The following is a 12834-nucleotide window of genomic DNA, read 5'->3' on the forward strand; positions in this document are numbered from 1 at the left end:
TATGATCTGTTACTAGTCAAATTGTTATATAGTTTGTAATGGGGGGGAGCGTAAGTCTTTAATCAAAGATCAACCGGTCTTGAATAGTTAAGAAAAAAATAAAAAAATAAAAAAATAAAAGACGTTTTAAAACCGTCTTTTTTTATATAATTTATGGAATTATTCACCAGTCTTGTCTTATCAACCAGTAAACCATCATCCATGTTACGAACAATTGCACTGCTTATATTGACCTGGCCGACTTTTTTTACGGCTATTGCCTGTTATAACGAAACACATATTAATAAAAACGGCAAAGTGACAGGACGCTCTGAACCGTTTTTTGGTTTTTATGATAGTCCTGATACAGCCAGGGCAACAGCATTTATCGCCAACCATGATTTAAGCAAAATACATACTTATGATGTAGATACACAGTCAGACCTCGCTGTAAATTTCGCATACCTGGGCAGGTATAAGGAGGCATTAACGATATTACGACGATTATATAAAGAAAATCCCGGGAACTATAATGTAGTAGCAAACTTAGGAACCACTTATGAGTTAACTGGGAAAAATGATTCAGCCTTATTGTTTATTAAAAAAAGTTTGGCTATTGATCCGGAGTCCCATGCTGGCAGTGAATGGGTACATGTTAAGATATTGGAAGCAAAACTGAATATGGCAAAAGACCCCAATTGGCTGTTAAAGAACAGCGTTTTACAGACCGGGGTAACAGCCGGTTCGGCAATAAGTGATGATTTGGTAAATAAGGCGTTGGATATCGAGTACCAGCTTAAGGAGAGAGTGCCTTTTACACCTTTCCCTGAAGCCATACTGGCAAATGTATTTAATGAGTTAGGCGATTTACTGGCCACACAGTTATCTGTTGAGCATGCTTATATCGCTTATGATTTTGCTTTACAATATGGAGCTGTTGAGCAATATGGTGTGCAACAAAAAATGGACGAGTTGAAACGTATGTTAAGAAAGGAAAAGATCATACTTCCATCCTGGCGGGCATACTATCATAACAGGCAATCGGAAAAAAATATAAATGATGTTGTTGAGACGGTTACTAAGGTAGTGTCGGAGAATAAGGATATCGTATCAGGTTTTTATGATCAGTATAAAGAAAGGCAACGTGAAAAAGAAAGAATAAAAAGACGTAATAATTTATTAATAGGCGGTGGCGCTTTCCTGGTTGCAATTACTGGTTTTTTTGTCTGGATGAGGCGAAAAAAATAATTATATAAAAAAGGCTGTCTTTACAACAGCCTCTTTTATTTTATGTGATGGGTAAATAGTTTTAACATGGTAAGCTTAGTATCATGATATCAATAGTACTCTCATCATAATAATCATAACACTTTTTTGTTTTTAAATCCCGTAAAGCGTTTTTGTAAGCACGGCAGTTGGAAACATTGGGGTTGTCGATATACTTTTCCTGCGCTGCTATCATGGCATCCTCTAGTTGTTCACAGGTATAATTTTCCAGATCTTTTTTACTCTTTTTACAGGCAGCAAAAGCCGTGAGCATGATAACGGCTAAAGCAAGGACGGCGGCTATTTTTTTCATATTACATGTTTAATGGGTACAAGAATAGAAAAAAATATATAAAAGGAAGCATTTGCAGGTCAAAAATTATCCGGCCCATCCTTCCCGGTCCAGGCTCCGGTATTGTATGGCTTCTGCCAGGTGTTCGGCTTTAATCTGTTCACTGCCGGCCAGGTCGGCAATGGTACGGGATACTTTTAAAATACGGTCATAGGCCCGGGCAGATAAATTGAGTTTATGCATGGCGGCTTTCAATAAATTTTGTCCTACGGTATCAATGATACATATCTCCTTTAGCTGCTTGCTGCTCATCTGGGCATTGTTATAGGTGCCAGGTGTGTCCTTATAACGTGTCGCCTGTATATCGCGGGCCACAATCACCCGTTCACGGATGATAGCCGACCCATCGGGTTTGTCAAGTGATGATAACTGGGTAAAGGGCACGGGTGTTACTTCCACGTGCAGGTCAATACGATCCAGCAAAGGGCCTGAAATTTTATTCAGGTACTTCTGCACTGCACCGGGCGGACAGGTACATTCTCTTTCAGGATGATTATAAAAACCACAGGGGCATGGGTTCATCGAGGCGATCAGCATAAAACTGGCCGGGAAATCCAGCGCCACTTTCGCCCTAGAGATGGTTACCCTTCTTTCCTCCATCGGCTGGCGCATTACTTCCAGTACGGTGCGTTTAAACTCCGGCAGTTCATCTAAAAACAATACACCATTATGTGCTAACGATATTTCACCAGGTTGTGGTACGCTGCCACCACCGATCAGGCCGGCATCAGAGATGGTATGATGCGGACTTCTGAAAGGTCTTTTGGAAACAAGGGTAGCATGCTCGGGTAATTTGCCGGCAACAGAATGTATCTTGGTTGTCTCCAGTGCTTCATGTAAGCTTAGCGGAGGGAGTATGGTGGGAATACGTTTGGCCAGCATGGTTTTCCCGGCGCCGGGCGGGCCGATCAATATGGCATTATGACCTCCTGCAGCCGCTATCTCTAAGGCCCGTTTAATATTACTCTGTCCTTTTACATCGGCAAAATCAATATCAAAATCATATTGCGAATAATAAAACTCGTCACGTGTATCCACTTTTACCGGTTGCAGGCCGCTTTCATTATTGTCGAAAAAATCGATGACCTCTTTTATATTGCTTACACCGTATACCGCAAGATTGTTTACGATGCCGGCCTCTCTTGCATTTGCTGCCGGCACAATCAGCCCTTTCATCGTATCCTTGCGGGCCTGTATGGCAATAGGTAAAGCTCCTTTAATTGGCCTGATCTCTCCATCCAGGCTTAACTCACCCATAATAACATACTGGCTTAAAGCTTCTACATTGGTGAGTTGTTCTGTTGCGGCTAAAATGCCCAAAGCAATGGGTAGGTCAAAAGCAGTACCGCTTTTCTTAATATCGGCAGGCGCCATATTCACCACTACCTTGGTGCGTGGCATATCAAAGCCATTGGTTTTAATGGTGCTCTCCACCCGTTGCAGGCTTTCCTTTACGGCATTATCAGGCAGGCCCACAATCATCGGGTCTTTGCCACTGTTCATCCAGTTCACTTCTATCGTAATAGGTATAGCATCTACGCCATAAACGGCACTGCCGTTAATTTTCACAAGCATGTGATGAAGATAAAATTTTATTGATTAAGAATGAGGAATTAGTATTTAATAATGAAGGAGCCCTTTAGTAATAAGGTTTATTATATATTATTTTTTATATAATATTTAATCTTTAAGTAAGCAGTATGGTCTTTAAAAATGATCATAAAATTTAAGCGCTTTACAACTAGGGAATTTAAATAGATATATATAATAAACACCGTACATATGTTGGTGTTAGATATTGAAAATTTACAATTGAGTATTAGAAATAATTGTAAATGTTTTGTGAAATGGTTTTTCGTGTAAAATATTTTTATATTTTCAAACAAAATTAAACCATTATGCACAAACATTCCCGCCTATTCCTGCTATCCGCAGGTTTTTTAATGCTATTTGCTAACTGTACCAAAAATGACATTGATCAACAACCTGTAGAAACACCGGTGGTTAAGCTCACAAATGATTGGCTAAACAGCCGTATTAAAGAAGGTTCCGCAGCCAGAAACGCAAGAATAGAAGTGTTAAGAGAGCATATTTTATCAGCGCAATCTTTCACTGAAGCGCTTGAAGATGGAGAAAAACTGATTATTGTTCCCATTGCTAAGGAGTTTAAAATGAATACTAATAGCGATAAAGATGCAGACCATTACCTTCTTCTGTTTGAGAATAAGACCAATCAGGTTTATAAAGGAAATATTGTACAGTTTATTCCTTTAGATGTTCAACAAAGAAATTTACCCAAAAACACATTGAGCAGATTATGGAACTGCGAAAATGTAACTGCGAACGGCACTTTTACCGTATTAACCATTTTTGATAAACATTTATATGAAGTGGATTTTAATAAAGGTGTTAAAACAAGATATGCAACATTAGAAAAGGGTACTAAAAATAGTAATGGAAACGAAGTTTTAGAGTCAACTGCTAGTAGTGTAACTTGTGTTGAGTGGTATAGAGAAACAACCTATTATTATAGTGATGGTTCCTCTTATACTACCCAGGATTATTTGGGTACGACTTGTTATAATAATTGCGGCCCGACAACCGAGGTGTGTGAGCCGAGTAGCACCCTTGACCCTGATGGTGGGGCAAATGATGGGGATGATGAGTATGAAGTTGTAACTACTGTTGATTGGAATGTATATACCCATAGTTTATTTACATACATTTCTTCAACAGAAAGATTAAAAGGAAAGAGAAGAGCAAGCTTACCCAATGGTGGTTATTTTACAAAAATTACTCATTTAGGAACGTCAAAAGTAGGTAGTGCAATAGCTACTTGGGATAAAACTTCTGTAGAAGTTAATTATAATCAGCATAATGCTTCTAGCCATATCATTGGAAGGTACACGCTTTCTTCAAACCCTACAGTTATTGTACATGCAAATAAAACCAAAAACTTTACAGTTGCAGACGATTTATAGCTTTTATAAAATGGCACTAATTTTTATAAAAAGTGCCATCTTATTTGTTTTTTTGAGCTGTTCAATACCGACACAAAACGTGTCTAAGAATGAAGGCGTTATTATTGACAACACTTTTTTATATGAAGTTCGAGATTCCATTACATCAATAGATTCAACAATGAAAAAAAAAATGTGGTTTAAAGATAGTACGGTTATTGATGAAGTCCGGAGCCTTTATTTCATTGAAGATGCAAAAAATACTACTGTAGATTTCAAACTTGAGTACTATCGATTTACTGATTTAAGAACAAAGAATGTATGGATATTTTCAAGCTTTTCTGATACAGCAACAGCTATGAGAAGATATAATATGTATGATTCTACTGATATTGTGGGGGGGTGGGACTTTAAGAGAAAATGGGAGGATAAGACATTTGAGTTCAAACAACTCCGTGATACTGTAATACACAATGAAAAATATCACATATATGTTGCAAAAGGCCCCGATTCTACAAAGAATGATGCAATATTTGCTTATGCTGCAGTTAGCAGTATTTATCCTATATTTTCTTTAGACTATAATTTATCTAGTAAAATAAAACTGCCTATACTTAAAACTGATTATTCTACTACTCATGAGGTTGCCGATAGAATAATTAGTTCATCTCTTAGTCTTTTACGTGATACTTTGACAATAGAAGAAAAAAGAGTTTTTGAGGCGTGGGAGCAATATGCTAAAAAACATCCTCCCAAGTAAAAATACTCATGTAAATGAACTTTGCTATTTGCCACATATTTATATGAATTACAGTTTTTTAATAAGATTTCAGAATCGGGAGGTGTTTCTACACTTCCCTTTTTATTTTGATAATGTGTCTTTCGCTGGTTGCATTGACTTTTGAAACCTCATCTTTTCAAGTTCAGTTTTTATGTTTTGAAGTGCTGAACTTTTTGTATCACTATGAGGGTTCTGCCATGCAAATCCAATTTGCTAATATTTTTAACTCAGGTTTGGTTGATAGCATTCCGAACGATGCAGTGATAGTATTTAATTCACTTCCACTGGAAATAAATTAAATCCCAGCCCTACCGGGTTGCAAGAGCCGGTAAAATCTCAGATCTTAGATCTAAGATCTGATCCAATGTTCTCCAGCATCTCCACCACTTTCTCCCTTTTTAAAATAACATACCCGATCCGGTCATTACTGATGCCTTCTTTTAACTGGTAACTGAAAGAAAGTTGTTCGCCTGATACATCAGTTTCAAAATAGCGGAAGGTAATAGATTTATTGTCTTTTAACTCATCGCCAATTTCGTATAAGTGGGTAGAGAGGATAAATAATGAGTTCCTGATTTTTAATAGGCCATTGATAACAGCCAGCGAACATTTCATAGCATCCTGTACATTGGTGCCTTTAAATAATTCATCTATCAGTACCAGCCATTTTTTCTTGTTGTTGATCTTGGTGATGGTATTCTTGATCCTTTGCACCTCGTTGTAAAAAAAGCTTTCACCCTTGCTGATATTGTCCACTACATTAATATTACTGATCAGTCCGTCAAATAGGGTAAGCTTTAAGCTTTTGGCCGGTACTCCCATACCAATATGCGCCAGGAAAACCGCAGCGCCTACCGATTTGATCAATGTGCTCTTACCGGCCATATTAGCACCGGTGAGGAAGATGAAATTATGATCAGGGTTCATCTGCATATCATAAGGTACCGGTTTGGGTAAAAGGATATGGAATAACCCTTTGGCTTCTATCAGTGGTGAATCCTGTTCTATAAATTCAGGGAAGGAAAGATCATAGGTTTGTACCGCTTTGGCCATGGAGTACCAGGCGTCCAGGCGATAGAAAATTTCGGCCAGTTCTCTTGTCTGTGCTTTCTTGCTGCCTTTTAAGTAATAGGCACACTGCAGGTTCTGTTTCAGGCTGATGGGTTGATGCCTGGGCAGGGCTGCCAGTTGGACAAAAGGTGTAACACTCATCAATTGTTCAACCCGTTCAATATAGATCTTAATGGCCTTGGGTAGGTCCACATCCTTTAATAACAGGTATATCTGCTGCAGCCCCCTGAAAAAATCGGCGAAGTGGGGAATGGAGTATTTGATCATGGAGTAGTCGGCACTGTGTAACCAGCGATAACTATAATCATTTAAAAAATGCCGGTTGGCACTTACCGGGTCCAGTGCATAATCCAAAAACTTCTCCATCACCAGCAGGGTACCGTTACTGATATCGGTTGGCCATTCGTCCACATGTTCCATTAAAGTGCGGATGATATTCTGTGTTCCTCTGATCCGCTCAATATCACCATGCGGCTGGCTGAAATAATGATGCAGCCATGCTTTCCCGCCACCGGTAAGCGTGAAATTGAGTTTATGGAAAATAGAAAATTCCTCTTCCTGGTTAAAAATGGAAATATCGTTAAATGATATATCGTCTATCTGCATGCCATTAAGTTAATAGTTCATTTATTCAATTGACAGTTGATAATTGACAGTTGACAATTTGTAATGAGCAATAAGTAATGAGCAATAGGCAACTGGCAAATAGGATTGCTGTTGCTCATTGCCTGTTGCTTTTATTTCTCCATTTTCTGACTTTCAAACTTTATTCCTGTAAGCAACTATATTTATTGCTCTTTGCTCATTGCCTGTTGCCCTTATTTCTTCACTTTCTGTCTTCCCGACTTTCTGTCTTTCCATCTTCCTGACTTTCTCTATCTATCTCTTAAACCGCAATCTTTGTCCCTGTTGTGATTCATCCCATACCCCGTTTCCATAAACCAGGTGCCCGTTTACAAAAGTATGGGTTACTGAAGCGGGCAGGGTAGTGCCTTCCAACGGGCTCCAGCCGCATTTAAATAATATATTGTCCGCCGCAATGGTGAAAGGGCGGTCCATGTCCACAATCACCAGGTCGGCAAAATAACCTTCCCTTATATAACCACGGTTTTCAACCTGGAAACAATCGGCCACGGCATGCGACATTTTTTGTACCACTTTCTCTATACTGATCTTCCCTTGCTGACAATAAGATAACATCAGCGGTAACGAATGCTGTACCAGCGGTAAGCCTGCATGGCCGCTGAACTCTTTACCGGGAATGGGAACAATGCTGCCGTCACCCAGCCGCTCAAATCCTTTTTCTTCCAGGGTATGCGGGGCATGGTCGGTGGCAATCACATCCAGGCGGTCATCTAACAAGGCCTCCCATAAAGCCGCTTTATTATGCGCCGCTTTAATGGCAGGGTTACATTTAATACGATTGCCTAACCGGTCATAATCATCGGCCGTAAAATGTAAATGGTGTACACATACTTCCGCAGTGATCCTTTTTTCTGTCAGCGGTAACATATTGCTGAACAACTGTAACTCCTTAGCTGTGCTGATATGCAAAATATGTAAACGGGTATTATACTTTTTGGCTAACTGAACGGCATAAAAGGATGATTCAAAACAAGCTTCTTCATTCCTGATAATGGGATGGTCTTTTGCAGTGAGTGGCCTGCCTTCAGCCTGTAAACGGGCCAGGTTCTCTTTAATTATCCGTTCATCCTCGCAATGGGTAGCTATCAGTAATTCACTTTCACCAAATACTTTCTCCAGGGTCAGCGGGTTATCTACCAGCAGGTTGCCGGTGGAGGAGCCCATAAAAATTTTAATACCGCAAATATCATTTTTATGTTCGTTAGCCGCCAACGCATCCTGGGCATTCTCGTTGGAGGTACCCATGAAGAAAGAATAATTGGCCAGGGATGTTTGCTGTGCAATACTATATTTCTGTTCCAGTAATTCCAGCGTATAAGCAGGTGGTGCAGTATTGGGCATCTCCATAAAGCTGGTAACACCGCCGGCTACAGCAGCCTTGCTTTCGGTATAAATATTGGCCTTGTGGGTAAGGCCCGGTTCACGAAAATGTACCTGGTCGTCTATTGCACCGGGTAACAGGTATTTACCTTCACCGTTAATGATGGTCACTTTTTCCTCACCAACACTGATCTGCGGCGCTATTTTTTCAATGCGCCCATCTTTCAATAAAACATCCGCCACAGTAGTTGTTCCTTCATTTACTACCTGTATTTGCTTAATCAAATATATTTGCATAATTCTGTACAATAATTTTTACTGACATGCAATTTACGCAAACCCTTCTCAGGCTAAGTCTAATTTTATTATTACCGGCTGCTGCTGCGGCACAAACCACTTATTTACAGCAGGGCGATAAACAAAATACTTTCCTGGAAAGGCTTGAAATAAAAGCACAGACAGATTCTGTTCTCAATTTCTCCAAAAATAGGGCATATAGCCGCAAGTATAACGTTGCCGGGGTAAATAGTTACCTGGCCAAATATGGCGAAGCTGGCTTGTCAGCAGTGGATAAATACAACCTGCGCAGCTTTTACATGAATAATACAGAGTGGCTCACCGACGAAGAAAGGGAACAGTACAAAAGCAAAAAGAGTATCTGGAATACTTTTTATAAAACACCGGCTAACTTTTATGAGGTACATGTAAAGGATTTTGATATGGTGGTCAACCCCATATTGCAATTAACCTTATCCAAACAAAACGATAATAACCAGCGACTCTTTCAAAATACCCGTGGCCTGAGCATACGCGGTAAAATTGCCAATAAAATCGGCTTTACCGCCATGGTTACCGAAAACCAGGAGCGTCCGCCCAGTTATGTACAGCAGTTTATTACCGATCGTTCGGCCGTACCGGGCGCCGGTTACTATAAAGAGTTCAAGGCACCGGGCGGTGTAGATTATTTTGATGCCCGCGGCTATTTTACCTTCAATGCCACCAAATATATTGATGTAAGTTTTGGTTACGATAAACATTTTATCGGTAATGGCCATCGTAGTTTATTCCTGAGCGATTTTGGCAACAATAACCTGTTTTTAAAATTAAATACCCGTATCTGGAAATTCAATTACCAGAACATTTTTATGGAGCTGAACAATGCCTATCAACGTGGCGGCGACCGTTTACTGGGTAAAAAATATGCGGCGGTTCATCACCTGGATATCAACGTTACCAAATGGTTGAATGTAGGTTTGTTTGAAGGGGTGGTATTTGGCCGGGAGAACCGTTTTGAATTCGGTTACCTGAATCCTGTTATCTTTTACCGTTCTATTGAACAGCAAAATGGTAGTGAGGATAATGCACTGGCCGGTCTTGACCTGAAAGCCAATATTGCCAAAAGTGTTCAGTTGTACGGACAATTATTATTAGATGAATTTAAACTGAAAGAACTCACTTCCAACAGTGGCTGGTGGGCCAATAAATGGGGTATACAGGCCGGTGTAAAATACATTGATGCCTTTACCATTAAAAACCTTGACCTGCAGGTGGAGTATAACCGTGTGCGTCCTTTCACCTATTCGCACCGCGATTCTGTTGCCAACTATACCCACTATAACCAGCCGATGGCGCACCCTTTAATGGCCAATTTCAGCGAGGTCATCGGTATCCTGCGTTACCAGCCAATACCCAAACTCATGATCACGGGTAAACTGATCGCCTATACACAGGGACGTGATTCCAGCGCAGCCAGTTATGGCAGTAATATATTCTTACCAAGCCGCCCGCCTTATCTTGTGGGCGAGTATGGCTATAATGTTGGTTCTGGCTGGAAAACAAATGTTATCTATGGTTCGCTGTTGGCTTCGTATGAGCTGTTCCAAAACATGTTTATAGATGCCAGTCTTGTCCTGCGTCGTTTAGAGACCACCACACCGCCGGTAATGACAGATAATACTTCCATCTTCACCATTGGCTTCAGGTGGAACATGATGCGCCGCGAATTTGATTTTTAATCTAGGGGCGTGTCCCCTTTAATATAGGTTTACGGCTCCTTCATCGCCCGCAACAACCGGTCGGGGCCGGGCTGTCCGCTATATCTTTTGCCCTGCGCTACCCGGCAACCCTTCGCAAAAGGATGCCGCTGCCATCCCTCACGCAAAAAAGTGGATTAAAAAAGCAACTGTTACTCATCCATTTCGTCAAAAGATTGTTATACAATCAGGTAAATATCAGTTTGTAAGGAGTGTTAAAAATGTGGATTACTTGTTAATTACTTACAAAAAATGTTCATAAAGAAAAATTTTTTTTTACCCTTTTTTGGGGCTTATTTCGCCATTCTGACGTTGGGAACGACACTCGGTTTACAAAGAATTTTTTTCTTATAACAAGGCTGGTTTTACCCATAAGTCATTGGTGCAAACTAATGGTATTACTACTTTACGCTATTATAAAAAATGGATAACCTCTCGAATTTTAATAAGGATCGCAAACAAAAACGTAAACCATCCATTGATCTGGGTACCATGGTATATGGTAAGGTGCCCCCGCAGGCCAAAGACCTGGAGGAGGCCGTACTGGGTGCCATCATGCTGGAGAAAAACGCTTTTGACGTTGTGATCGAGATCTTAAAATCGGAGTGTTTTTATGTGGATGCCAACCAACGGATTTTCCAGGCCATGAAAAGCCTGGCCGATAAAAGCCAGCCCATCGATATCCTCACCGTAGTGGAGGAGCTGCGTTCAAAAAGCGAACTGGAAATGGTAGGCGGCGCCTACTATGTTACCCGCTTAACCAATATGGTGGTTTCATCGGCTCACGTTGAAGCGCACTCTCGTATCATTCTGCAAAAATTCATCCAGCGTGAGCTTATCCGCATCAGCGGCGAAATTATTGCCGATGCCTACGAAGATGCGGCCGATGTATTTGACCTCTTAGACAGTGCAGAGGGCAAACTGTTTAAAATTACCAACAACCACTTACGTAAAGACTATAATCCCATTGATGCGGTTTTAATTAAAACCATTCAAAGGATAGAAGACATGCGTCACCGGAACGAAGATATTACCGGTGTTCCTTCCGGCTTTGCCCCATTGGATAAGGTTACCTATGGTTGGCAAAACACCGACTTGATTATCCTGGCTGCACGTCCTGCCGTGGGTAAAACGGCATTTGCCCTTAACCTGGCCCGTAACGCGGTAATGAGTGCTACCAAACCCACACCTGTTGCCTTCTTCTCCCTGGAGATGAGCGCCAGCCAGCTGGTACAAAGGGTACTTTCTGCCGAAAGCGAAATATGGCTGGAGAAAATTGCCCGTGGTAAACTGGAAGAGCATGAAATGAAACAACTGTATGCCCGCGGTATACAACGCCTGGCACAGGCGCCTTTATTTATTGATGATACTGCGGCCTTAAATATTTTTGAACTGCGTGCCAAATGCCGCCGTTTAAAAAACAAACACAATATCGGTATGATCATCATTGACTACCTGCAGTTAATGAGCGGTACCGGTGCCGATGGTAAAACAACCAACCGTGAACAGGAGATCAGTAATATATCCCGTAACTTAAAAGGCCTGGCAAAAGAATTAAGTGTGCCTATCATTGCCTTATCACAGTTAAGCCGTGCGGTAGAACAGCGTGGATCAAAAGAGGGTAGCCGTGTACCGCAATTAAGTGACCTTCGTGAATCGGGTGCCATCGAGCAGGATGCCGATATGGTAATGTTCCTGTACCGCCCCGATTATTATGATATTACCCAAAGTGCCGAGGGGGAGAATACCAAAGGCCTGACCGAGGTAAAAATAGCCAAGCACCGTAATGGTTCACTGGAAACAGTAAAACTCAAGGCCTTATTACATATCCAGAAATTCATCGACTGGGATGATGATCCATACCAGAGTATTGGCTTGCCTGCAGGTGACTGGAAACCCGTTGATGCCGGTGACGGCAACGGCGCTTCTTTAAGCATCCAGGTGGGTAGCCGTATGAATAATATGAATATGGATGACGATGACGCTCCTTTTTAAGTTGACTAATATTGTAAATAAGTTAACCGTTAAAATTCGGCAACATACATTTTTAGACATCATACATTTTAATAATTCAGAATGAAATCTGTTGACTTTTTTATTGATAAAGCGAACGAGTACATAGAGACTGCTACAAGTCTTTCGTTAAACTTAATTCCAAGATTAAAATTCTCAGATGGGATCAATAAATCATACGAATTAGAGGCGCAAGAGCGGAATTTGTCTGATCTCTATCTTAAAGTGAGGCTTTTATTTTCAGAATTTGAAAATGGCGATATATTTTTTTCAGAATTAAAGCCAATGTATGATGAGACTGGTTTATCTAAGTTGTTTCCAAACTTCGAGGAAGATAAACTAACCAAAACAAAACATATTCTTGAATTATTTATCGGTCATATAAACGAGTTTAAGAAGGAAGCACTGTAAATA

The 12834-nt window shown here is 40.6% G+C and carries 10 protein-coding genes; 6 read left to right on the top strand and 4 right to left on the bottom strand.

What is annotated here, in order from left to right; genetic code table 11:
- Positions 1–201 precede the first annotated feature (201 nt).
- Positions 202–1227 carry a tetratricopeptide repeat protein gene (locus ACFS6H_RS14240; protein WP_386100091.1) on the top strand — a complete coding sequence of 342 codons (1026 nt, stop codon included), beginning with the start codon at positions 202–204 and terminating at the stop codon, positions 1225–1227.
- A 61-nt stretch (positions 1228–1288) separates the two neighbouring features.
- Here the strand turns inward: ACFS6H_RS14240 and ACFS6H_RS14245 are convergent, their stop codons facing one another.
- Complete coding sequence (locus tag ACFS6H_RS14245) at positions 1289–1558, bottom strand: hypothetical protein (RefSeq protein ID WP_386100094.1); 270 nt, start codon at positions 1556–1558, stop codon at positions 1289–1291.
- A 66-nt stretch (positions 1559–1624) separates the two neighbouring features.
- Positions 1625–3172 (bottom strand): YifB family Mg chelatase-like AAA ATPase, encoded by a 1548-nt coding sequence (locus tag ACFS6H_RS14250; protein ID WP_386100097.1) that lies wholly within the window; start codon positions 3170–3172, stop codon positions 1625–1627.
- Between the two features lie 323 nt (positions 3173–3495).
- On the opposite strand from ACFS6H_RS14250, the gene ACFS6H_RS14255 reads away from it, so the two are divergent.
- Positions 3496–4578, top strand: coding sequence for a hypothetical protein (locus ACFS6H_RS14255; protein ID WP_386100100.1), 1083 nt, complete (start codon positions 3496–3498; stop codon positions 4576–4578).
- A gap of 79 nt (positions 4579–4657) precedes the next feature.
- Complete coding sequence (locus ACFS6H_RS14260) at positions 4658–5317, top strand: hypothetical protein (protein WP_386100103.1); 660 nt, start codon at positions 4658–4660, stop codon at positions 5315–5317.
- A gap of 357 nt (positions 5318–5674) precedes the next feature.
- Here ACFS6H_RS14260 and ACFS6H_RS14265 read toward each other — a convergent pair whose 3' ends face one another.
- Both ACFS6H_RS14265 and ACFS6H_RS14270 read right to left on the bottom strand, forming a co-directional pair.
- A complete protein-coding gene (locus tag ACFS6H_RS14265; RefSeq protein ID WP_386100106.1) occupies positions 5675–7015 on the bottom strand; it encodes a MutS-related protein in 1341 nt (446 codons plus the stop codon).
- Between the two features lie 273 nt (positions 7016–7288).
- Positions 7289–8671, bottom strand: a complete 1383-nt coding sequence (locus tag ACFS6H_RS14270) for a dihydroorotase (protein WP_386100109.1) — start codon at positions 8669–8671, stop codon at positions 7289–7291.
- Between the two features lie 26 nt (positions 8672–8697).
- Here ACFS6H_RS14270 and ACFS6H_RS14275 point away from each other — a divergent pair, with 26 nt between their 5' ends.
- The 3 genes from ACFS6H_RS14275 (at position 8698) to ACFS6H_RS14285 (ending at position 12831) form a co-directional block, all read left to right on the top strand.
- Positions 8698–10389 carry a capsule assembly Wzi family protein gene (locus ACFS6H_RS14275; RefSeq protein WP_386100112.1) on the top strand — a complete coding sequence of 564 codons (1692 nt, stop codon included), beginning with the start codon at positions 8698–8700 and terminating at the stop codon, positions 10387–10389.
- A gap of 441 nt (positions 10390–10830) precedes the next feature.
- Positions 10831–12402 (top strand): replicative DNA helicase, encoded by a 1572-nt coding sequence (gene dnaB / locus ACFS6H_RS14280; RefSeq protein WP_386100115.1) that lies wholly within the window; start codon positions 10831–10833, stop codon positions 12400–12402.
- 81 nt (positions 12403–12483) lie between these two features.
- Positions 12484–12831, top strand: coding sequence for a hypothetical protein (locus tag ACFS6H_RS14285; RefSeq protein WP_386100118.1), 348 nt, complete (start codon positions 12484–12486; stop codon positions 12829–12831).
- The last annotated feature ends 3 nt before the right edge of the window (positions 12832–12834 follow it).

This window comes from Terrimonas rubra (assembly GCF_042686025.1).
GTDB classification, from domain to species: domain Bacteria; phylum Bacteroidota; class Bacteroidia; order Chitinophagales; family Chitinophagaceae; genus Terrimonas; species Terrimonas rubra.

Excerpts from the sequence above, each read along its gene's own strand:
- ACFS6H_RS14265 (WP_386100106.1), bottom strand. The coding sequence starts at position 7,015 with ATGCAGATAGACGATATATCATTTAACGATATTTCCATTTTTAACCAG.
- ACFS6H_RS14270 (WP_386100109.1), bottom strand. The coding sequence starts at position 8,671 with ATGCAAATATATTTGATTAAGCAAATACAGGTAGTAAATGAAGGAACA.
- ACFS6H_RS14275 (WP_386100112.1), top strand. The coding sequence starts at position 8,698 with ATGCAATTTACGCAAACCCTTCTCAGGCTAAGTCTAATTTTATTATTA.
- ACFS6H_RS14250 (WP_386100097.1), bottom strand. The coding sequence starts at position 3,172 with ATGCTTGTGAAAATTAACGGCAGTGCCGTTTATGGCGTAGATGCTATA.
- ACFS6H_RS14245 (WP_386100094.1), bottom strand. The coding sequence starts at position 1,558 with ATGAAAAAAATAGCCGCCGTCCTTGCTTTAGCCGTTATCATGCTCACG.
- ACFS6H_RS14285 (WP_386100118.1), top strand. The coding sequence starts at position 12,484 with ATGAAATCTGTTGACTTTTTTATTGATAAAGCGAACGAGTACATAGAG.
- dnaB (WP_386100115.1), top strand. The coding sequence starts at position 10,831 with ATGGATAACCTCTCGAATTTTAATAAGGATCGCAAACAAAAACGTAAA.
- ACFS6H_RS14255 (WP_386100100.1), top strand. The coding sequence starts at position 3,496 with ATGCACAAACATTCCCGCCTATTCCTGCTATCCGCAGGTTTTTTAATG.
- ACFS6H_RS14240 (WP_386100091.1), top strand. The coding sequence starts at position 202 with ATGTTACGAACAATTGCACTGCTTATATTGACCTGGCCGACTTTTTTT.